We start from the raw sequence: 22,990 nt of genomic DNA, 5'->3' as shown, positions 1-22,990 counted from the left end.
GTCTATACATGTTGTATATATACTCATTATATATTAATACTAATGTATACTTTCCCTTCTAGATGAGTGCAATAAAATTCATCAATTCGTGAAATTTATAAGTAAGCCTAGCTTTCACGGTGAAAGTAGCGTATGATAAAGGTAGCAAAAACCCTATACGGAGCAAGACGCGTATAATACGACCGCATAATGCAAGTCCACGGTCAAGGTTGGGAACTCGTTATTTTTTAATTAAGAGGAGGCCCTATGGACCCGTTAAAAATCTTGAAAGCATTATCAAATCCGCATCGGTTAGATATTATATTGTGGCTAAAACACCCGGAAAAAGAATTCGGTGTACAAGTACACTCTAACACTCTTATCGATTTCCCTCATAGTGTGAGCGTTAAGAGTATCCAAAAGCGCTGCGGTGTATCGCAATCTTCTATTTCTACATTTATGAGCATCTTAGAGAATGCTGAACTTGTAGAATCGCGTAAAATCGACCAATATACCTATTTTCGTCGCAACGAAGAGGTTATTCACGAATTTGGCGAATGGTACAACAAAGAAGTATCCATACAGTCTGACGAAATTGACAAATTATTAGAAACGGTTATCTTAGAAGACACTTCATATCCAGCAACTGAGGAAAGCTCCATACCTAGCGAGCAACTGGCAGTCGAAATACGTACTAAGGGACCGCATCATGATGAAGAAAGTAAATAAAAGCCCTTCCCTACTTACCATATCTAGGGAAAAACGAAAAGAGCTATAATTTTGAATATTATAGCTCTTTTTTATGTAATACTATACCATACATAGTATCTTTATAACTCATAATGATAACTTACAATGCAAAAAGAGTGCCTCCCTTTGGGAATGGCACTCTTTACGTTTATACATTTCGTTGTGCTTCATAAGCTCTGAATAGTTTAGATAATAACTCAGGAGCCAAGCGCAATAGTTCTGGATTTTCACAGAACGACACGCGCAATTGTGTTTTACCAGGGTTATTATCACCATTTTTACCGCTATAGAAACCATTGAGCGGCGCCATGAGGAGTGTATATTCCTTACCATCATCAAGGCTCACTGCACCGTGTTCGGCGCACCAGGACGCGAACTCTACACCGTCAAAGCCAGGTTTTGCCACCTTTCTCACGTCGATTACAAAGTAAATAGATGCTTCAGGGCGAGACACGATAAAATCCGGTTCTACCTCTTTAAACCCTTTATGGAGCTCAAAGATCATTTGACGATAGTAGTCGCGTTGTTGCTCATACCAGTTGTGCAACTGCGCATAGGACTCATGCTTCAAAGCGCCAAAGATATATTGGCCCAAGGTGTTAGCGCTAAGGTTTGCCGTATATTCCGCAACAGATTTTTCATAGCATAATTTATTATCCGTAATGATAGCTCCAATGCGAAGGCCACACGCATTCCAAACCTTACTAGCTGTTTCAAGGCTAATACGGCGGCCTTCGATGCCAGGCACATCTTTATCGGTTAAAGCCCAAATACTAGATGTTTCTTTCCCCTTTTCATAAGCCAATTCGCGGTACGCTTCGTCAGAGATAATCCACAAATTATGTTTAACGCACAATTTTGTATATTCAATGAGCGTTTCTTTGCTAAACAATTGACCAGTCGGATTGTCATAAGGAATGATGAGCAACGCACCAGGTTTTGTGTCGATAATGCGCTTCTCTACAGTCTCTACGGACGGCAATTCAAACTCACCATTTTCATTGAGCTCCCGTTCTACTGTTACAGTTTTACGGCCTATGCGAAGACCTACTGCATCATAGTTTGTATAAGAAGGGTTGAACATCAAGAGAGGGCGTTCCTCTTCGCCGGCACCACCACATACGCCAAGCATGATAATTTCCATCGCCATGGATGCACCGTCTGTCACGAGTACATCAAGACCTGTCGTATCAAAACCTTGACTGCGTAAAATGTGTAGAAATGCTTCACGGCATTCATCAGTGCCCGTAGTTGGTACGTATGGCACAATGCCATTGTGGAACGGACTATTGACACCACCCAAATCAAACAACCTACGCTGCATGGCGGGATGCATAGGACGCATTACATTGCCAATAGAACCATTCACCAAGATAGGTGGGTTCTTACGTTCCAAGAATTTAATTTGTCCTAGGCGAATGCCAGACGGCTTGCGAGCCATCATATACGGCGATAATTCTGGTTGTTTCATTTCGATCCAACTCCTCTAAAAATCAACCTTCTCCATGGGAAGGTTTTGATAACTGTGAAAGTAACAAAACACTTACTATACAAGCAAATATACAAGTACATCACAAAACAAAAACTATGAATACCTATAGATAGATACATAATATTATAGAGCTTTTACTATAGAAAATCTATAGTTTTATAACATATACTTATTTACCTATACCTAATTTATCGGTTATTGAAAATAACTCTCATGGTGCTTAGTGCGGTCTCAATATATCATCAAAAATTATAATAAAAATGAAAGAGCCTAACGAGAGGCCCTTTCACCATGATATAGATTACATTTTGAAGCTATACAAATAACTATGATGTAATTGTCAATTATTAGTATAGCTTTATAATCGAACTATTGCAGTAGTTACATCTATTAGCCATTGCAGTAGTTATACCCATTAGATAGTCACTTCTACACCGAGACGGAAGTTGCGACCTTGACCTGTCCACCAGTCACCAGGGTTGCCCCAACGAACGTTAGATTGTTCTGCATAGTATGTATCAAAGATATTGTTGATACGACCAAATATAGTAACATTTTCGCGTACACGATAGTTAGCGCTAATATCCGCCAACCAGTATGTTTTACGTGGGAATACATTATCTGCAGGGCCAGGACGATTAATGATACCGCGGATATCTAAATGAGCATCCCATTTAGCATCGTTGTAATCAAGACCTGCGTTAACAGCATGTTTTGGTACATACCCATCGCGATTTGCTTTACGAGTTGGTGTCGCATCGATATGAGTATAAGTATAGCCAAGGCGTGCGGACAAGTGATTAGTCAATTGCTTACGCACATCCGCATTGATGCCACGAGCTTTTTCAGTGTCAAAATTGCGATATTGGCCTGTGAAGTTTGCTGGATCTGTCATAACCCAACCGATTTTATCCTTTGTACTACGGCTGAAGAAACTAAGATTACTATTCCATGTTTTACCGAATTTGTGGTGTACACCTAAATCAAATTCATGACCTGTTTCTGGTTTCAAATTGCGGTTGCCATTGAAGCCATCAAATAATTGGTATGGTGTAGGGGCTAAGAAGTACTCTTTATACGCAGCATACACATTTGTCTTCTCATTTATATCATAGCCAAGGCTGATGGATGGAGATGTATGGGTGCCGAAGGAGGAATGATGGTCAACGCGGATACCAGGCGTTACAGTCCACTTAGGAGCAAATTTCCATTCATCTTGAATGAAGTATGATGTGTTCGTAAGCTTCACCCCGCCCATATTAAGCACCTTATCTTGTCTCCAGTCAAAGCCGCCTACTACAGTATGGTCTTTTGCTTTATACGTAACTTGATCACCAATACCACGAGTCTTCACATCCGTTAAGTACCCATCATATGTTGTTTTATAATGATTGTTCATCAAGTATAATTGATGGCTCCAGCGATTGCTGATTTTGTTGTTCCAAATCGCGCGTAAGGAGTCATTCGCTTCATTACCATAACGAATATGGTTGAGGGCACCCAAATGGTCGGAGTACATTACATCGCCACGATATGTGTCGTAAGCTATTTTTACATCGTTCTTATCATTAATTGTATTGCCCACCATGAAAGATGCACTATGGCTGTTGCCATGTTGAGGAACACGCACGCCATGACCATCTTTGTAGGAGCCAATGATATCTTTTTGTACGCCTACACGCCAGTACCAATTGTTTTGGCTACCTTCATTGGTAATTGCGTATTGCTCTAAATCATTGCTGCCACCCATCACGCGAAGCTTAGTTTGTACACCTTGCTCAGGTTTTGCAGTAATTACGTTTACTACACCACCGATGGCGCCGGAACCATACAATGTAGAGCCTGCACCACGTTGAACTTCAATGCGATCAATGCTAGACATATCTTTCAAAATAGTCATCGGCGGATTCACACCAGCCGCCCCCATATTGATGCCGTCTACCAAATACAATACTTGGTCAGACCCATTGATGCGGAATGCATTGGAGTTCGTGTAACCTACGCCACCACCATACGTATTAATATCTACGCCCGGTACGATGTTCAAGGCTTCGTTCATATTCGTAGCATGGCGCTCACGAATATCGTCGCCTGTTACTACACCTACACTAGCTGGCACTTCTGAAAGCTGTTGTTCACTACGAGTTGCCGTAACAACAATGGTATGCGCTTCCTTTGCATCACTAGCGTCAACAGCTAATACACTAGGAGCACTCAATGTGCTACCAAATACGAGAGCTAACCCTACGTACATAGATAATCGTTGCATTCTTGATACTTTCATAAAAACCTCCACACATACATTTACATACTATATATATTTTGTGCCATAGAAACCATTGCACGAGTCATAAATTGAGAATAACTCATGACCTGCGAGGAATCTACGAGGAACACACGACGATTGGCGATGGCCTTAACCCCTTGCAAAGCAGGGTCAGAATAGAGTTGTTCTGCCGTTGCTGGCGTAGTGCCATCCGAGGTATAAGCTACCGATGGGATGATGATAATGTCTGGATTCGCTTTAATTAAATCCTCTCGCGTCCCATTATCAAAAGGCCCCAAGCCTAATTGGGCGGCCGCATTGGTAACCTTCAGATATTTAGTCATATCATCAAAGGTTGACCCTTTGCCACCGGTTAAACCAAATTGCGTATAAAATGCTACTACAGGGCGTTCACCGGTATGTTTATTTGCTAACTCTTCGACAGTTTTCAAATCTGCATCCATGCTAGCAATCATCTTTTCATCCGAAGCGTGTAAGAGTCCTGCAATTTCATGGATAACTGCTTTTGCTTCTTCTACCGTAGTCGGAGTCTTATAGACGTAAACGGGAATCTGCATATTCCGCATTTCCCCAATTGCATCTGGAGATATCCAGTTTGGAACTAATACTAAATCAGGTTGTACTGAAAGCATGGATTCAGCAGTTGCTTTCACATGCGTCCCCACCTTGGCAGACTCGTCAGGCACATTGTTAGGCACAGTGCCAACGGCTGCCACTCGGCTCGGATCAACCAAGGATAACACTATATCCTCTGTACTCGCAGCAATAGGGACGATGCGCTTCGGCTCACTAGGCACCGTAACAGTTACACCAGTGCCATCCGTAACCTGATGTGTCGTGCCCGTAGTCCCCGTCTGCGTAGGGCCACAACCGACCACTAGAAGTACCATCATTACTATGGTACATATAATAGATATTCTGTGCTTCATACTAACGACCTTCTATAACCCCTTCCATGGAAATAAATAATGATTGCAAATCTTGTAACATCTCTGGAGATGCGTCCCAATAACCACGCTGAGAAGCCTCTAACAAGATTTCTGTAATGCGCTGCAAAGCCCAAGGATTTACATTCCGCATCCATTCTTGCACTGTTTTATCTAAGGCATACTTGTTAGCATATCCTTCGTAAACCCAGTCTGGTACGACATCGCTAGTGACGTCCCAACCAAAGCTATGAGATACTACATTTGACATGTCCGATGCCCCTTTGTAGCCATGTTTCATCATGGCTTGAATAAACTTAGGATTCTGCGTTTCCCCTTGTACGACGCGGCGAATTTCATCACCTAAGGACCTCATCACAACGCGGCTGCGGTCTGAACTATCTCCCACATAGGCTCGAGGTGCACTGCCCTTTGCTGTCCGCACCGCTGCAATGAGACCACCGTGATAGCTATAATAATCGTCGGCACTCATAATATGCGTTTCCCGATTATCTTCGTTCTTAATGGTTACATCCATCGTGGTTAATCGACGCTGGAACAGCCTCATGTCCTGAGGAATGTCCTTGTGCAGATGAAAGCTACTCCACTTGCTGTAAACTTGAGCAATATCTTGTAAAGACTCCCAGTTTTTGCCTTCAATCAAGGCACCTACACCCGTGCCATAAGCTTGGGGCGGATCGCCAAAGATGCGGAGTCTAGCCTTTTTAGTCGCCAATAGAGGTTCCTCACCTTGCTCAACGAGCCAGTCCACATCATCGTGAATATGCTTTTTCACGTAGTTATCTTCCAAGGACTCATCTAATTCTGCCACCATTTCAACGGCTTTGTCGAGCCAGCCGATAGCAGTAGGCATCATATCTCGAATGAGGCCACTGATGCGGCCCATTACATCGATGCGAGGGCGCTGCAATTCCTCTAAAGGAATCACTTCTAAACCTGACACGCGACCGCCCGATTGCCATTTAGGTCGAACTCCTAACAAGTAAAGGAACTCACCCAAGCACTGACCATGACTTCTAGAATTGCTCGTAGCCCATAGGATGATGCCAATCGTCTCAGGATACCGTTGTTCATTCAAAATATAATCAGCGATAACTTGATCTGCTAACTCTATGCCTAATTGATAAGCTATCTTCGTCGGTAAAGCTCTTTCATCTAAACCATAGAAGTTACGCCCCGTAGGCAGTACGTCGACTTGTCCACTCGAGGGGGCTCCACCAGGACCGGGCTCTACATATCTGCCCTGTAAGGCATTTGAAATAGAGGTTAGCTCGTTCTTGGTGTCACCTAATTTTGGAATATACTCTCGAACGATCGCATTCGCCAAAGGTTCTAACCGTTCGGGCACTGTATAATCTGGTATATTGATCACATGCCTTACAAAGCTACGCAATTCATTCCAAATTCGATCTATGGTAACACTATATCGTATACCATCTGAATGAATTTCGCCAGCATGTTCCGCCATATAAGACCAATCATAACCTAATTCTTCTGCGATGGTGGCAAGGCCTGACGCGATTTCACCTTGAGGAGTGCTTACAATAGCAGTAATAAACTCTTCTAATGCTTCCCCTTCAGGACCTTGCCCCAAGATGTGCAAACCATTGCGCATCTGCATATGTTTCAAGTCGCTCAGCTTTTCGTGGACCTCTGTAATTATATCGTCCACCGTCATGGTAGAACCTCGTTCTTTATCGATGAGATGGCACTCCATGGCCTTTTCTCGAATCACTTCACCTAGAGTAGAGACACTTTCAGGATGTTCCCGCTCAAAATGACTATGTTCATCGAGTAAGGCCTCTAATTCTTCGAACTCATCATAGAGGCCCGCTGTCGTCATCGGCGGCGACAAGTGACCCACTAAGCAAGCCGAACTACGCCGCTTGGCTTGTATGCCTTCCCCAATAATGGTTGTCCAATACGGGTAAATATTTGGCAAACTGGAAATGCCGATTTCCGGATAACAACTAGCGCTGAGTCCAGCCCCCTTACCGGGCAGCCATTCTAGAGAGCCATGGGTACCAACATGGATAAATGCATCAGCTTCAAAGACATCGCGCACCCAGTGATAAAACGCTAAGTATTGATGTGGTGGAGGCAAGCAAGGATCGTGATAAATGGCCGATACATTCTCCCCAAATCCACGGGGTGGCTGTACCGTAATCCACAGATTGCCATTGGAGAAACCTGGGATAATCACGTCATCATCGTAGACGAATACATCCCCTGGGGCTTCGCCCCAAGATTTAATCATCGCCACCTGCGTATCTTCCGGCAGCGTAGCAAAATATGCTTTGTAATCATCGCTACTTAACCGACCTTCTGCAGAGGCTAGTAGTTCATCGGTGAGCATGGAGCGGTCATTCGTCATATGAGACGTTACCACATCCATCAAGTCTGCACTTGTTTCTGGCACCGTGTCGATGGTATAACCTTCCGCCTTCATATCTCGCAATAACCGTAGCACCGACTCAGGTGTATCAAGACCTGCGGCAGAGCCAATGTTGGAGTTCTTAGGCGGATAGTTATGTAATATAACGGCCACTTTTCGCTCCGATACAGGGATATGGCGCAATGTAGACCATTTAATAGCTCGTTGTACAATAGCAGCGATGCGTTCTTTCACAGGCAAGTACACATAGTGTCCACGCTCATCATAGGTTTGGCATGCCACAACACCGCCTTGAATAACCCCATCTAGCTCAGGCTGAGATATAGATAAATTCACGTCTAAAGGCGTTACACCTTGTGGATTCTCGATCCAAGATTTCTCATCCATGTATATGGTATAGCCCTGAACGATAGGAACGCCCTGTAATTTTAACTCCTCCAAGGTTTGAGCCCCTAAGGACTGGAAGGAGAATTTACAAGTATTTATGAGCACATCAAAGGGGAATATATCCTTTCCAAAAAGATGGTTCATGGACAACTTCATATTCGGAATGCCTACGCGCGGATTCGAGCCATACTGACCATAAAAGATAATCGGATTGTACTGATGCTTATAAATCTCTTCAAATAAGGCCTGTTGATACTCAATATCCCCCATAATCCATTCGTCACGGTAAAAGTAGACCGCTATAGATGGCCAATCTCGATGCCCTTCGGCATCCATAAACTCATCATAAGTTTCGTAGATATTGCCTTCTCGACCCATAATGGCTTGCCAAGGAATAGGATCTGGCTCTTCCCATTCAGAGGTAGGTTTTGTACTGAAAGCACCATTGATTAAGCGTACATAATTCATGACCCCACTGGTTCGGCGGTAGCTTTCAAGAAGGACCCGTTTATCCTCATCCAAATTGCGATATAAAATATCTGTTTTCTTAGGTTCTACTACATCAATCCAGTATTTAGGATGATGTGCATATAACCAGCGTTCCAGACGTTCTAAGAAGGGCGAGTCTAAACCAACCCCCATATTCGTTACCAGAACTACATCGGCAGCGCGTAAGCGACTTTCAAAGTCAGCATCCCATTGAGGAGGCTTTTTCATATTGCAAAGGTCCACCTCGCCCTGTAAGAGTTCCGGGTAAGTAGCAACAGCTTTTTCTATATATTGGATTTGTTTTCCTAAATTAGAAATATACAGGAGTCGACTCATGATCTACCTCCGCGATACGCGCAAAATACTATCTGACGTAATAGAGTCCATCGCATAATAACTGCCATTCATTAATTTACACAATTCCTTAGCTAAGCCGAGCTTGATAAAGCCCGTTTCCGTATCGATAACGATATAGTCTACTGGCAAGGTCCCTAAAATACGAGCCCATTGTTTCGCCTCTCCTACAGGGTCCTCAGAAGCACCCGAAGTAGCACGACCATCGGTAATACAAATCATTTGAATCCGCTCCGCCGAATGTCTGCGAAGCAATCTATCACACATAGTATAGGCGACTCGTAAACCTTGGGCTAAGGGCGTCTTGCCCCCCGTTGGCAATGTAGCTAACAGTCGTTCTGCTCGCTCTACACTACGGGTGAAAGGCAATAATACCTCTGCGGAGTCCTTGCGAAATACAATGAGTCCCACCGAATCACGGTGAACATAAGAATCACGCAAGAGGCTCAAAATCGCACCTTTTGTCGCCTCCATGCGATGGCGAGCTGCCATAGAGCCACTAGCATCCACTACGAAAAGCTGATACGCACCAATCCTCTTTTCCCGAGCCTTTCGGCGGTAATCTTGAGGTTTTACTACAATAGATAGCCCTTTTAAATCATGACGCTCTGCTTGTGGGTCCATTTGACATAAGCATTCCGATGTAACAGATTGCTCCACTACATTTAATGGGGTATCTACCTGTAATTGTTTTACCCTTTCAACGGCCCGCAATCGTTGATACGGTGCGGCTGCACGCAATGTGTCAATTAAAGCCAAATCCTCTAAAGCCTGTTCATCTTGATACGCTCGAATCATGCGCCCCCTAGTATCCTTTGTTCTAGTCATAAGGCGCCGACCAGAACCTTTACGATACTGACGGTCTACCGTTTTAGAAGATTGCAATTTCCATTGAAAGAACTGGTTAGCTATACGGGCAACAGTATCGGGCAAACATAAAGAAGATATTCCATTAGATGTGTCACTATAAGTATTCATTGAATCAGAAGTTCCCCACTCATTCGCTGTAGACTCTAATGTTTCTGGATGATTGGATGTCCTTGATTTACCATCATCAAAATCCATATCACGTGAGCCGTCATGACCATCGATATTTGAATTATCCAACCCATTAGAGTTTAACTCGTCAGAATGGGATTCATCACGCTTGGAATCTCTAAAATCAGAGTTATTAGAGTCGTCTACATCCGAATCATCCGTTGCTGATTCGGTATTCTCCTGCAACTGGTTTTGGTCACTTGCACTATTAGATGCCTCTCCTTGTGAAGTCTGAGACTCAGGTGTATCATTGCGTTTCATGCGATGAGGCAGTACATAGAGAGCGGCTCGTTCCGCATGAGATGGCTTACAGTAAGAACTACCATCAAGAACTGCCAGTGATTTCATCACTTGTAATAATACATACTCTGCTCCATGACCTACGGTTCGAGCTTGCAATGCATAGGATATAGCCAGTGAAAGCATAGCATCAAGAACAACTATAGATTGAACTTGTTTAGAATCTATTAGGCTCAATAAATCCTCAGATGAAGGCTCAATTTCATCTCGCCTTCGTTGTAACACCTTCACCTTAGATTGTAATGTAGGTACATCCATAGATACATGCACATCTACGAGTTCCCACTCCACATCATCTAAGGTTCTATCCTCATGGTTTATGGTCAGTATCAGTAGTATTTGACGACGTTTCGCTTCTACCAATAGTGCATGACGGACTTCAGGCGACAGAACGTGAGCATCATCGACAACCCAGCATCGATTACTCGTATCACCTAATAAGCCAGATGCCATAACCATCTTACCCTGTGCAAGGGATGCTTCAAAATCGATGGACTCTTGTAGTTGTGAAGTATCTATATAAACAGGTATCAAACGATATGGAATTTGCCATTTCTCGAGGCACTGACGAAGTACATAGCTTTTACCAACACCGGTACCTCCAGAAATAACAATGGTATGAATCTGGTCGTTTACAAGGCCTATTTTGAGGGCCTCTTGTACAGATGTTTCCATAACTAGCCCTCAAGCACTGCCGATACCACTGTATCAATGCGCTCCTCATCGTAACCTTGTTCTTCAAATGGCAAGCGACGTAGGCGATGTTTTAACGCTAATCGTGCCGCCACCTTGAGGTCTTCCGCTGTAATTTGGTTGCGACTGTGAAAGGCTGCATGAGCACGAGCCGTATGCATCATCGTAATGTCTGAGCGATGTCCATCAACGCCGACACCTATGCTGATACTCGCTATTTGCAACAACACATCATCAGATGGGATGATGCCTGGCAATACTTCACGAGCTTGTAATAAACGTTCGTGCAGGCTACGTTCTGATTCCTTGTAAGACGCTACAAAGCTTTCAGCATTGTCGCCAAAGGCGAGGCGACGCTTGATTACCTCCATACGTTGTGCTGGGTCCTGTTCTCCATAGACCATAACAGATAGTCCGAAACGGTCTAGCAGTTGAGGTCTGAGGTCGCCTTCTTCAGGATTCATCGTTCCTACGAGGATAAAACGAGATGGATAAGAATGGCTCACCCCTTCCCGCTCTACCGTATTCACCCCCATAGCCGCCACGTCTAGCAAAATATCTACAATGTGGTCATCTAATAGATTAACCTCATCTACGTAAAGAATATTTTGATGGGCTGCGTGTAAAATACCCGGTTCAAAGGCTTTTACACCCTCTTGCAATGCCTTTTCCAAATTTATGGATCCTACAACGCGATCTTCTGTAGCATTGATAGGTAGCTCAACAACAGACATCGCTGATGCGCCTGTTTCCATAGGAGGTAACAGATTCGCTAACGCACGTACAGCCGTAGACTTAGCAGTGCCTTTTTCGCCTTCAATTAAGACACCGCCGATTGATGGGTTTATGGCATTGAGCAACAAGGCCAATTTCATTTCATCTTGACCAACAATAGCAGTAAATGGATATAGCATACACCTAACCTCACTCAGATTCGCAATACAAAATAATCACCATACATAATAAATCAATAACCCCTAGGAAAACGCTAAGTATCGTAATCCATTCTAACTATTTCAGATTTGGATCAATAGACATTTCTGAAGTAACTTTGGTTTGTTTGAAGTCATCAATCTTTGTAGTTCCTTTTGGGAATACAAAGATACGTTGTTGTTTAAAGTACGGATCGTCATAGACCGCAGCCGATAAACGGAACGCATTTCGTAAATTTTCTGCCGTCAATACATCTCGAGGTGCACCTACATCAACGATGTGACCATCACTCACCAAAACGAGTTTGGTGCAATATTTGGCAGCTAACTCTAAGTCATGAACGACGATTAAAATCGTTTTGCCTTCGTCACATAATCGGCGGCCTTCATGGAAAATATCGTCAGCATACACTAAATCGAGCGCAGCCGTCGGCTCATCTAGTAATAAGACCTCTGTTTGTTGAGCTAATGCCTTTGCTAAGAATACCCGTTGTCGCTCACCGCCACTCAGGTTTTGTACGGAGCGATTACGCAGATGATAAACACCGACCTCTTTCATAGCCTGTTCAACGATAACCTTATCTTCTGGTCCCTCTTGTTGCCACCATTTAAGATACGGATAACGAGCGGTCATCACAATATCGATGGCTTCATAATCGAAGGAAACATTTACAGACTGTTGCATATACGCCACATGATGAGCGATTTCTTTATCGCTCAAAGAAGAGATGCTTTTACCATCCCACAAAACATCTCCACCAGATGTAGGATAAAGGCCACGCAATGCTTTTAACAACGTCGTTTTACCGGAGCCATTAGGCCCGATAATGCCTACGAACTCGCCTCGGTCAATAGCAAAGGATGCCTCTTTTACAATGGTTGTGTCTCCTAATGTGACAGATAGAGATTGAACATCTAGTTTCATTAGGCCCCTCCTTTACGACGCAAGCGATGAAGTAAATATAGAAAATATGGTGCCCCTAATAGAGCCGTCATGATACCTACTCGAATCTCAACTGGCTGAGCAATAATGCGACCTAATGTATCACAGAATACGAGGAATAATGCGCCTCCAACGGCCGCCATAGGCAATAGTATTCGATGATCTGGCCCTACTAAGATACGCACAATATGTGGTACCACAAGACCTACAAAGCCAATGGAACCACTGACGCACACTGCAGTAGCAGTAACGACAGATGCCAAAAACAGGAATAGCATGCGATACACCATAACAGGCAAACCCAAGGCACGCGCCTCTGTATCGCCGAGAACGAGTACATTCAGGTGACGACCGAGCATCATTAATATAACGCTACCCGTCATGATAGGCCCCACCGCTAGTAGAACGTGGTCCCAGCGACGAAAATCAAGTCCACCCACCATCCAAAATAGGAATTCACGCAAGCGGTATTCATTAATCATCGTCAAGATACCCGATGTGAAAGCACCGAGCAGCATACTAACAGCAACCCCTGCTAGCAATAATGTAGTCGTGTCGAGCTTATTATTACGCCACGTTAAGAGAATCGTAATCCCAACGGATACAAAGGCCCCTACGAAGGCAAAGGCAGGCATGTAAAACATGCCAAGAGATGTTACACCAAGGGCGATGGCGATAACCGCACCGAGAGATGCCCCTGCGGATACGCCCATAATACCTGGATCAGCCAACGGATTCGAGAATACCCCTTGCATAACGGCACCAGCCAGTGCCAAAGCGCCTCCTACAAGAAGTCCGATGATAAGGCGTGGCATGCGGATAAACCACAGTACAGCCTCTTGTTCAGCCGTAATAGGCTCCGTAAAACTCACAGGTATGCCCATGCCATTTAAAATACTTTGCACACCCCCGCCGATAGGAATCATAATGGTCCCTACATGGAGCGCCAATAAGCTCACGATACATAGCAACACCCCAATCAGAGTGATCGCCATGATGCGTTGTGTCTGTTTAGTCATGAGAATTCCTTTCTAATTGAGGATACACAGTATACATAATGGCTAGCATCGCTTCCCCAATATGCTGATTCATAGTATATAAGTACGCTGCCGGTAAAGGTTTAACACGATTTTCCTTGATAGCCGGCAGATTTTGAAAGGCCGGATTTTTTAAATATCTATCCGCCAAATTCTTATCCATTCCCTTATAGGATGGAATAAAAATATAGTCTGGATTCATGGCTAATACTCGCTCCTCCCCAAAGGGTATGTGCGGCGGTAAGCCAATCCGATTCGGTGCATTATAGATGCTCATATAGTGACACATATCATCAAAAAGGCTTCCTGTGCCCGTGTATCCGTCCATAGATGATACAAAGAGAACCGTCTTGCGCTGCTCAAGTGGAATAGATTCCGCTAGGTGCTTTATTTCATCTATTTCACGGTGAATCTTCCGATTGTAAAAGCTACCCTTTTCATCTTCCCCGATAATATGAGCAATCTCCATCACATTCTGAATCACTCCGTCCACCGTAGAAGGGGTCGGTACCACAACAGTGGCTATACCCATGTGCCGTAAACCATAGATAACATCAGCCGATATATAATCTGGCGCTATAACGAGATCCGGTTTCAAGGCTATAATTTTCTCCAAAGGATACGAGCTCAACACAGGCTTTACCATCCTTGCGCGCTTTGCCTCTAAGGAATATTCCTCATAGGTAGACAATTTATTAATGCCTACCAAGCGTTCTGGTTCTATAAGTCCTAATAAAATTGTGTCGAACGCAGAGGATAGCGATAAAATCCGCTTTGGATGCTCTGGAACAGCAACTTGAACGCCATCGTGACTTTCAACATAACGAGTATATGGCGTTACACCATCCTCAGATTGAGGTCCACAACCTGTTAAACATACACAAAGGAGTATCATCAAACATATGAAAAATCCAATTTTCTTATTCATGATGATACTCCTTGTATAGTTCTAATTAGCGATTACATAAAGACTAGAATTTTTGAGTATAGCTGAGTTGGTAATTAAATGGTTCATCCCAGTATTCCCAGTCACCGTTGGAAATAACATTATGACGGTTTAACAAGTTACGTGCATCTAACCGCAAGGATGAGTTTTCATTGAACTGATAGCCTACGTATGCATTCCAAGCTATAAGATTTGGGTTTGTACCGCCATCGCGGTTCTTCATCCGTTTTGTAACAAAGTTGATGCTAGTACCTGCAGTCCAGGTTGAGCTATTGTAATGGATACCCCCTGTAAATTGCAATTTAGGGTTAGCTTGTTTCCAATAGGTCTTATCGATTTCTCGTTGTTTTGGATTAGAATACGATGCACCCACAGTCATTTTTAAGTGATCTGTTAATTTACGACCATATTGGGCTTCGATACCGACATTTCTATAGCGACCACCATTTACGCGAATCGTGTTTTTACCATTGCTATCCGGTTTCCAAGAGAAGAAGTTCTTAAAGTCCATATAAAAGGCCGCTATTTTCCAGCTATCTTTGTTGGTAATATGTTTGTAGCCTAATTCATAATTCCAACCTTCTTCAGGTTTCAAATTGCGTCCACTAACAGAGGCATAGCCTTTATTAATTTTCTTGAAAGTATCGCTTAAGTTCGGCATTCTAAAGGCTTTACCAACATTTATATACATGGATGATTCCTTGTTAATACGATGTTGTAATTGGAACTGAGGAATTAATACGCGTTGATTTTTCACAGGGTCTTTAATATCCGAATAACGCAAGCCTAAAATACTAGTCCATTTAGGATTAATCTGATAAGAGTATGTACCATAAACGGCATAACTATTGCGATGTGGATTTCCATAGTACGGACCAGATGTGGTGCGATATGTTTCTCGTTTACCAAGTACACCCGCAATAAAATAGTCCTTACCACCGCGGAAATCCCATTCATGTTGCACATCAAAACCATATTGTCGAGCAATATAGTTATTATCACTCAACGTATATGCCTTTTTGCTATGTACGCGACTTTTACCATACAAATCTCTATCATTGTAGAAGATTGTACCTGTAGTATTGCCATCTTTATAAACTAAAGACGCATTGTTTTTAGTATCTTTATAAGCATATGTTGTAGAGTGAAACTTTTGCTTAATAGGATTCGTTTCTGTACTCAACTGTCCAAAAGAAGAATTACCTTCAAAGCGGCTAAAGTTCAAAGTCAACTTATCATTTAATTTACCGCTCATAAATACACCTAAAGAATTCCCTTTGTTACGAGCTGTATAATATTCATAGCCTCTAGCATAACCACCGATATCGGAGCGGATAGGGGTTTCTGGATCTTGAGCGCCAAAGAAGTTACGTTCCACACCTATTAAGAAGCGAGGCGTCCCATAGTTAATTTTATAAGTTTGGCGGCCCATATTACCAAAACCTATCGTAGCAGAGCCCCCTTCTTTACTTGGAGTCTTAGTAATTACATTGATAACACCACTCATAGCATCAGCGCCATATAAAGCAGACGCTGCACCTTTTAATACTTCAATGCGTTCAATAGAGCTAGTCGGAATAGAGCTAAGTCCGCCCTTGCCATTGAGGTTCATCGGTACCCCATTCATGAGAATCAAAGAGCCCCGTTCAAGACCACGGATATTCACACGGCTATCCATAGCCCCATATTCAAGACCAGATGCACCATAGGAAAAAGACGTAATGCCGGGCACCATATTAACCGCATCAAATGCATTTTTGGCACCACTATTAGCTAAGTCCTTTTGAGTAATAACATCCATCGCAGCCGGCGTATCTAAATCTAAAAGAGCCATGCGATTTGCTGTTACATTAATAGTATGGATTTCAGATGCTCCATTAGATTCACTCGATGCAGCTGTAGTGGGAGTCTTATCAGCACTTACCTCTGCTGCATATCCATTCACAGACAATCCTATCAATGCTAAACCTACAAGTATAGATATACGATGCTTAATTTGTTGTCTCATACCAAATGCCTCACTTAACACATATATACATTCACACAATTATATAAACTACATATTTGTATTATTACACATTTATTTGGACCGCACAAAACCCATACCCCTACCACTACTGCATTCTCGGGGGATTGTATCACTAATACATATTAAAATTTTTGTGTATAACTTAATTCATAATTGAATGGTGCATCCCAATATTCATAATCTCCATTGGATACCACATTATGACGATTCAAAAGATTGCGTGCATCGAGGCGTAATGTAGCATCTTTATTAAAGTGATACCCAACGTAAGCATTCCAAAGAGCAATGTTAGGGTTCAAGCCACCATCGCGATTGCGCAAGCGTTTGGTTACAAAGTTCAAAGATGTGCCTGCATCCCAAGTAGAGCTTTTATAATGAATACCGGTTGTAAACTGTAACTTAGGAGCCGCTTGTTTCCAATAGGTTTCATTCATTTCCTTTTGTTTTGGATTAGAATAAGAACCACTTACACTCATTTTGAGTCGATCTGACAAATGTCTACTATACTCAGCTTCAATCCCAACATTGTGGAATTGACCACCATTTACGCGAACGGTTGGACGACCATTTACATCAGGTTGCCATTGGAAGAAGTTCTTGAAGTCCATATAGAACACGTCCACCTTCCAGCTATCCTTCTTATTAAGGCGTTTATAACCTAATTCATAGTTCCAACCCTCTTCAGGCTTAAGATTTTTACCACTTACTGCTGTGTATTGGCGGTTCACGCTACGGAATGTATCACTCAAGCTAGGCATCGTGTAAGCTTTCCCTATATTTAAGTACATGGAGGAATCTTTATTGATGGTGTGCAACAATTGGAACTGAGGCGTTAACACATGTTGGTCCTTAATAGGATCACTAATAGCTGTATAGCGCAAGCCCAAAATGGCAGTCCATTTTGGATTGATTTCACGAGAATAGCTACTGTACACGGCATAGGTATTACGATGAGGACGTGTATACATAGGGGCCTGTGTGGCGCGATAGGTTTCTTGCTTACCTGTAACCCCGGCAATCAAATAATCCTTACCGCCTCTAAAGTCCCATTCATGTTGTACATCTATACCATATTGACGAGCTACATAACTGGTTTCGGTCGGCTTAAACTGTTTAGCACTATGAACACGGCTTTCACCACGCATAGTACGGTCATTATAAAACAATGTTCCCGTCGTATTATCATCCTTATAGATCAAGGATGCATTGTTGCGGTCATCCTTGTAATGATAGGTCGTAGAATGACGAGCCTGTCTCATAGGATTTGTTTCTGTACTAATCAGACCAAAGGATGAACGGCTTTCATCGCGATTATAATTTAATGTTATTTTATCTGAAAGCTTACCACTCATGAACACGCCTAAGGAATTACCCTTGTTGCGCGTAGTGTAGTAATCATAACCCTTGCGACCCGTATAGTCATACCTCACAGGTGTAGATGGATCTTGAGTTCCCCAGTATTTTCTATCGATACCAACGAGGAAACGATCAGTACCATAAGAAAGATCAAATCGCTTAGCCCCTCGATTGCCCACGGCTACTGTAGCAGAACCGACCTCTTTTGACGGCGTCTTTGTAATGATATTTATAACGCCACCCAAAGCTTCTGCGCCATATAAGGTGGATGCTGCCCCCTTCACGACTTCGATGCGCTCAATCGCACTAGTAGGTATAGAGCCAATTCCACTCTTACCATTCAAGTTCATAGGTACACCGTTTACAAGAACAAGTGCACCGCGATCGAGACCACGAATATTCGTACGGCTATCCATGCCACCAAAATCTGCACCAGACGCACTAAAGGAATTAATGGTTACACCCGGTACATTGGCGACCGCATCAAAGGCAGTCTTAGCGCCGCTATTTTGTATATCCTCTTGGGTAATAACAGAAGTCGATACCGGTGTATCTAAATCTAATAACGCTGTACGATTAGCTGTTATATTAATAATATTTGCCGCCTCTTGACTTTGATTAGTTGTTACATCTACAGTATAACCATTAGTAGTCACACTAAATAAACCTATCATTGTGGCCGCATATACATATTTATTCATTCCATTTATCATCCTATATCTTCTATTAAAAACTATTTAAAATCTATTAATTTATAGCTTAAATACTACAACAACGGGCAATTTAGTGTAGGGGATACGAGTATCCTCATATCCCCTACATAATATATATTCCATATTAAAGTTGCTTTTTATTCATTTTATTCCAACTAAATCTAGCTATTCAAATCACTACTCAAAGCTATATCTTATATAAAAAACATCTGATTTGGGTTCGCCAGTTGTATTTATAGCACCGCCTGACCTAGCTGCAAGTGCAAGTGCATCATTATCTAGAAGACTAGAGCCACTGCTTTCTTCAATTTTAGCACTTACATAATTACCTTCACCATCAAAATAAACTCTAATAGTAACTACTCCGGTAATACCTCGTCGAACAGCTTGTGGCGGCATTACTTTATTAGCATCTAAGCTAGCTCGGTATTCAGAAACATCAAAGTAACCCGTACCTTCCGTATTACTAGTACCAGGATTTCCCACTTCTGAGCCTAGCCCATCATTAGCTTTACCACCATTGCCAACGTTACCACCACCAGGGCCTGGTACATTGCCACTGCCTGGATTGCCAACAGGATTATCAGTATTACCATTCAAATTGACTGATGCCGTCTCATTACCACCTAAGTAAGGATTCAGATTTTTTAAGCCTTCTGTGGGCTTTCCCGATAAATCAGGCAATACACTACCTGCTTTACCGCCTCCTGCGACTGGTTTGTCGTCAGGTTGAATCTTTAATTTCTCAGGATCTTTCTTCTCTTGAGGAGGTTCTTGCTGCCCCATATCGAGATTGATAACCAAGTCTTTTTTGGGTGTTTCTGGAGGTTTTATATGACCAAACCAATCACCTACAACACCCCAATATACAAGATTTAATGCCAATGCAGCTACGAAAGGAATTCCATATCGTTTATCTACCATAGAATCACTTCCGTTCTGTAGCTACGCTAACAAACCGAGCACCACTAATTTTAAGATTATCTAAAATATTGATAACGTCCTTATACGCAATATCCTCAGAGGCACGCACAATAAATGCCTGTTGAGGTTCTTTTGCAACAATACCTTGAATTTCATTACCTAATTGATCAGGGACAATCTCACGTTCATTCAAATACATCTTATGTGTAGCTGTTAATGAAATTGTGATAGGCTCAATCGTCTTAGCAGAAGAAGATGAAGCCTTCGGCAAGTTAAGAGGAATTTGTTCCTCTGTATTCATGTACAACGTACTCATCATGAAAAATACGAGCAAGAAGAAAACGATATCAATCATAGGTATAATCATGATGGTAGGTTCTTTTTGTATGCCTACTGAACTACGTTTCATCGTTGACTCCTAATATATAAATCCATAATAGAACCTAATTTTTGCTCTAACTTTGCGATATCTGAATTTACTTTATCTGTGCACCAACTATGGATGGCTAATGCTACGATAGCTACTGAAAGCCCTGTTGCAGTGGCAACCAGCGCTTCGGATACGCCGCCTGTAATAACAGTAGGAGCACCAATATCGCCACCAACGGCTGCGAAGGAGCGGATCATGCCAACAACAGTACCCAAAAGGCCAAGTAATGGAGCCATTGTTACCATCATGCTAAGCCAGTTAAGACCACGTTTTAAACGTTCATCCATGTACCCTACCACATCATGTAAACGATTCTCTAAACCTTCCGCACTATATACAGACTCCACGATAGGAGACACGAATCTACTCAATGCATCATCACTATTTTTTATAGAATTCTCTAGAGTAGACCAATTATTACTATTACGACCGGCATCAATGCTATCGGACAACTGCTGTAACTCATGATTGATGTTTCTGTACGTACGAATACGTTCAAATAAAATAGTACATGCTGCTAACATGAATAGTACAAGTGGATACATAACGAAACCACCTGCATTAAATAGGTGAATTGTATACTCCATCATAGCCTCCATATAATGTATAAAATTACGTGTTATTTAACAAAAAAATGGTCATCTATATTATTAGATTAACCACCAACATTGACATTATCCTATAAAGCATGTATAAGTACAATAACCCTATACCCCCTACCGTTATGATATTTCTATAGGATTCCATTCTAACCACATATTTCATCCACCTTAAATATACATCTATCCACTATATATAGACAATATTAAGTTCTCGCATAAAAGCTTCATAATTATTATAAAAAATATAATAATTATATCTATTAAAACTATGCTCAATAAGATAATCTATCATATTTTATAGTCGAAAATCATTATAATTCACGTTCCACCATCAAAAATCTTTTTGTATTTTTATGAGCTTATTATTACTCCATGAATATAATTTATTCACACATGAATAATACTTATACTCCAGACTATCCATATCTTTACGGTCTATTTATTACGCCTATAGCGCTCAATATATCTTATAAACTTATTAACTTATACTCAAACTATAAATATTACAATCTATATAAAAAGAGGACTAAGCCTTCATGGGCTCAGTCCTCTGATTATTCTCATTATAATAGCATAAATCCTTAAAGCAAATTATATGCCATGTATAGCTCTTATTTATTTTTTAGCTTTATCAGTTTTTACCTTTTTATTTTCCTTTACCTTTTTAGGTTTTTCTTGTTTAACCTTTACTGGTTTTTTCGCATTAACAGCAGCACCTGCAGGTTTTACAAATGCATTATTAAGATTTGTTGCCACTTGTAATGCTACGTCCGCATTTGGCGTAGAAACAATGGATTGACCAGCTACCGTTACAGTGTCACCACTATACGATGCAGAACCCAGTGTTACTTGATTGTTATGATACAACCGAGCTAATTTACCAGCCATGTAATAAGCACGCTCTTCTCCGGTGTAACGGCCACTACCTGCTGGAGTATAAATATTATCGCCGTTTACATACACAGTACCATTCGATACATTTACATGGTTCCCAGAATAGGCGTACATGCGAGAAATATTATTATTCACCCGATCGGATAACTTTGGATGATTGTTAGGTGCTACCACCTGTGAAAGCCCTTCACGATAGTGTTCCCCCACTTTGTTGCGCAGTACTGCCATAGAACCAGCTGCACCACCTACATTATATGGAGATTCACTTAAAATCTTAAAGCCCAACTCATCAGCGGCTTTTTCTTGACTCATCGTAAACACTTGATTAGATAAGTAGTTGCCTGCCACATTAGATAAAATAGCCGCACCTTCACTACCACCAGCGGCAATGCCAACCGCTGTAGAAAGACCGATTTGCTTCTTAGCACCATTAATAATATCTTTATGCTCACCATGAGAGATTTCATGAGCCATTACATAGGCCAATTGATCATCATCCAGTGTATCTAGAGCACCCTTGTTAATGGACATAACACGGCCAAGTGTGGCAAACGCATTAAACTCCTCATCAGGATTTGCATATACAACGTAAGAACGCTTTACACTAGGTGTAGCCTCTAATGTCTTCATGATTCGATTTACACGCTCTTGGGCTGCACTATCGTTTAAGTAACCAGTTTTCTCTTTTGTGCGCGCCAAACTCTCCTGTTGCCCCTCTGCAGAATTATCCATTTTATTTAATGCAGTAGATACGTAAGCCATAGCAATAGCACCACCAGCTAAGGATTGTACCGCAGCAGACGCAGCACTAACAGAAACCGTTTGCATCATAGTAGGTGCCATTGTCACTGCCATAGCAATAGATAAAGTAGCCGCTGTAAGTTTCTTATTCATTCTCTCAACCTCTCAAAATGATAAATATATCACTCATAATTTACATACTATCTATATAATATAAGTTTAGTGTAAATATAAAATGAATAATGGAACAATCATTCATCTATCATAAGATGTTGCAAACTGTTATAGTTAATTCAAGCATTGCTGACTATTGATCTGTCGTTACTGGTTTA

17 protein-coding genes (1 of these 17 running past the window's edge) are annotated in these 22,990 nt (G+C 42.0%); 1 reads left to right on the top strand and 16 read right to left on the bottom strand.

From position 1 onward, the window contains the following. Positions 1 to 246 precede the first annotated feature (246 nt). Positions 247 to 708 carry an ArsR/SmtB family transcription factor gene (locus B1A77_RS03200; RefSeq protein ID WP_077707904.1) on the top strand — a complete coding sequence of 154 codons (462 nt, stop codon included), beginning with the start codon at positions 247 to 249 and terminating at the stop codon, positions 706 to 708. Positions 709 to 877: 169 nt separating this feature from the next. Here the strand turns inward: B1A77_RS03200 and B1A77_RS03195 are convergent, their stop codons facing one another. The 16 genes from B1A77_RS03195 to B1A77_RS03120 form a co-directional block, all read right to left on the bottom strand. Then, positions 878 to 2,200, bottom strand: coding sequence for a pyridoxal phosphate-dependent aminotransferase (locus B1A77_RS03195; RefSeq protein ID WP_008603324.1), 1,323 nt, complete (start codon positions 2,198 to 2,200; stop codon positions 878 to 880). A 436-nt stretch (positions 2,201 to 2,636) separates the two neighbouring features. Continuing rightward, positions 2,637 to 4,505: a TonB-dependent receptor plug domain-containing protein gene (locus tag B1A77_RS03190; RefSeq protein WP_077707903.1), complete on the bottom strand. Its 1,869-nt coding sequence runs from the start codon at positions 4,503 to 4,505 to the stop codon at positions 2,637 to 2,639. 20 nt (positions 4,506 to 4,525) lie between these two features. After that, entirely contained in the window at positions 4,526 to 5,437 is a 912-nt protein-coding gene (locus B1A77_RS03185) for an ABC transporter substrate-binding protein (protein WP_077707902.1), read from the bottom strand. A gap of 1 nt (position 5,438) precedes the next feature. Then, positions 5,439 to 9,062 carry a cobaltochelatase subunit CobN gene (cobN, locus tag B1A77_RS03180; RefSeq protein WP_077707901.1) on the bottom strand — a complete coding sequence of 1,208 codons (3,624 nt, stop codon included), beginning with the start codon at positions 9,060 to 9,062 and terminating at the stop codon, positions 5,439 to 5,441. Positions 9,063 to 9,065: 3 nt separating this feature from the next. Then, positions 9,066 to 11,093 carry a VWA domain-containing protein gene (locus tag B1A77_RS03175; RefSeq protein WP_077707900.1) on the bottom strand — a complete coding sequence of 676 codons (2,028 nt, stop codon included), beginning with the start codon at positions 11,091 to 11,093 and terminating at the stop codon, positions 9,066 to 9,068. Between the two features lie 2 nt (positions 11,094 to 11,095). Then, positions 11,096 to 12,025 carry a magnesium chelatase ATPase subunit I gene (locus B1A77_RS03170; protein ID WP_077707899.1) on the bottom strand — a complete coding sequence of 310 codons (930 nt, stop codon included), beginning with the start codon at positions 12,023 to 12,025 and terminating at the stop codon, positions 11,096 to 11,098. A gap of 97 nt (positions 12,026 to 12,122) precedes the next feature. Continuing rightward, positions 12,123 to 12,968, bottom strand: a complete 846-nt coding sequence (locus B1A77_RS03165; protein ID WP_077707898.1) for an ABC transporter ATP-binding protein — start codon at positions 12,966 to 12,968, stop codon at positions 12,123 to 12,125. After that, positions 12,968 to 14,005, bottom strand: coding sequence for a FecCD family ABC transporter permease (locus B1A77_RS03160; protein ID WP_077707897.1), 1,038 nt, complete (start codon positions 14,003 to 14,005; stop codon positions 12,968 to 12,970). The genes B1A77_RS03165 and B1A77_RS03160 overlap by 1 nt, the downstream gene beginning before the upstream one ends. Beyond that, positions 13,998 to 14,951, bottom strand: coding sequence for an ABC transporter substrate-binding protein (locus tag B1A77_RS03155; protein ID WP_077707896.1), 954 nt, complete (start codon positions 14,949 to 14,951; stop codon positions 13,998 to 14,000). The genes B1A77_RS03160 and B1A77_RS03155 overlap by 8 nt, the downstream gene beginning before the upstream one ends. A 43-nt stretch (positions 14,952 to 14,994) precedes the next feature. Continuing rightward, on the bottom strand, positions 14,995 to 16,977 hold the full coding sequence (locus tag B1A77_RS03150; RefSeq protein WP_077707895.1) for a TonB-dependent receptor plug domain-containing protein: 1,983 nt from the start codon (positions 16,975 to 16,977) through the stop codon (positions 14,995 to 14,997). Positions 16,978 to 17,120: 143 nt separating this feature from the next. After that, positions 17,121 to 19,067 carry a TonB-dependent receptor plug domain-containing protein gene (locus B1A77_RS03145; RefSeq protein WP_077707894.1) on the bottom strand — a complete coding sequence of 649 codons (1,947 nt, stop codon included), beginning with the start codon at positions 19,065 to 19,067 and terminating at the stop codon, positions 17,121 to 17,123. Positions 19,068 to 19,244: 177 nt separating this feature from the next. Then, complete coding sequence (locus B1A77_RS03140) at positions 19,245 to 19,991, bottom strand: energy transducer TonB (protein WP_004697771.1); 747 nt, start codon at positions 19,989 to 19,991, stop codon at positions 19,245 to 19,247. A gap of 4 nt (positions 19,992 to 19,995) precedes the next feature. Further along, positions 19,996 to 20,400: an ExbD/TolR family protein gene (locus B1A77_RS03135; protein WP_004694375.1), complete on the bottom strand. Its 405-nt coding sequence runs from the start codon at positions 20,398 to 20,400 to the stop codon at positions 19,996 to 19,998. Continuing rightward, positions 20,397 to 21,008 (bottom strand): MotA/TolQ/ExbB proton channel family protein, encoded by a 612-nt coding sequence (locus B1A77_RS03130; RefSeq protein ID WP_004694376.1) that lies wholly within the window; start codon positions 21,006 to 21,008, stop codon positions 20,397 to 20,399. Before B1A77_RS03130 ends, B1A77_RS03135 begins: the two co-directional genes overlap by 4 nt. A gap of 630 nt (positions 21,009 to 21,638) precedes the next feature. Next, a complete protein-coding gene (locus B1A77_RS03125) occupies positions 21,639 to 22,811 on the bottom strand; it encodes a M48 family metallopeptidase (RefSeq protein ID WP_077707893.1) in 1,173 nt (390 codons plus the stop codon). Between the two features lie 154 nt (positions 22,812 to 22,965). Further along, on the bottom strand, positions 22,966 to 22,990 hold the 3' portion of the coding sequence (locus tag B1A77_RS03120; protein ID WP_004697943.1) for a CGGC domain-containing protein. It continues 347 nt past the right edge of the window; 25 of the gene's 372 nt are visible here — the last part of the coding sequence; its start codon lies beyond the right edge, outside the window; it ends in the stop codon at positions 22,966 to 22,968.

This window comes from Veillonella parvula (genome assembly GCF_002005185.1).
Taxonomy (GTDB): Bacteria; Bacillota; Negativicutes; order Veillonellales; family Veillonellaceae; genus Veillonella; species Veillonella parvula_M.
This window is presented reverse-complemented; position numbering and strand designations above follow the sequence as displayed.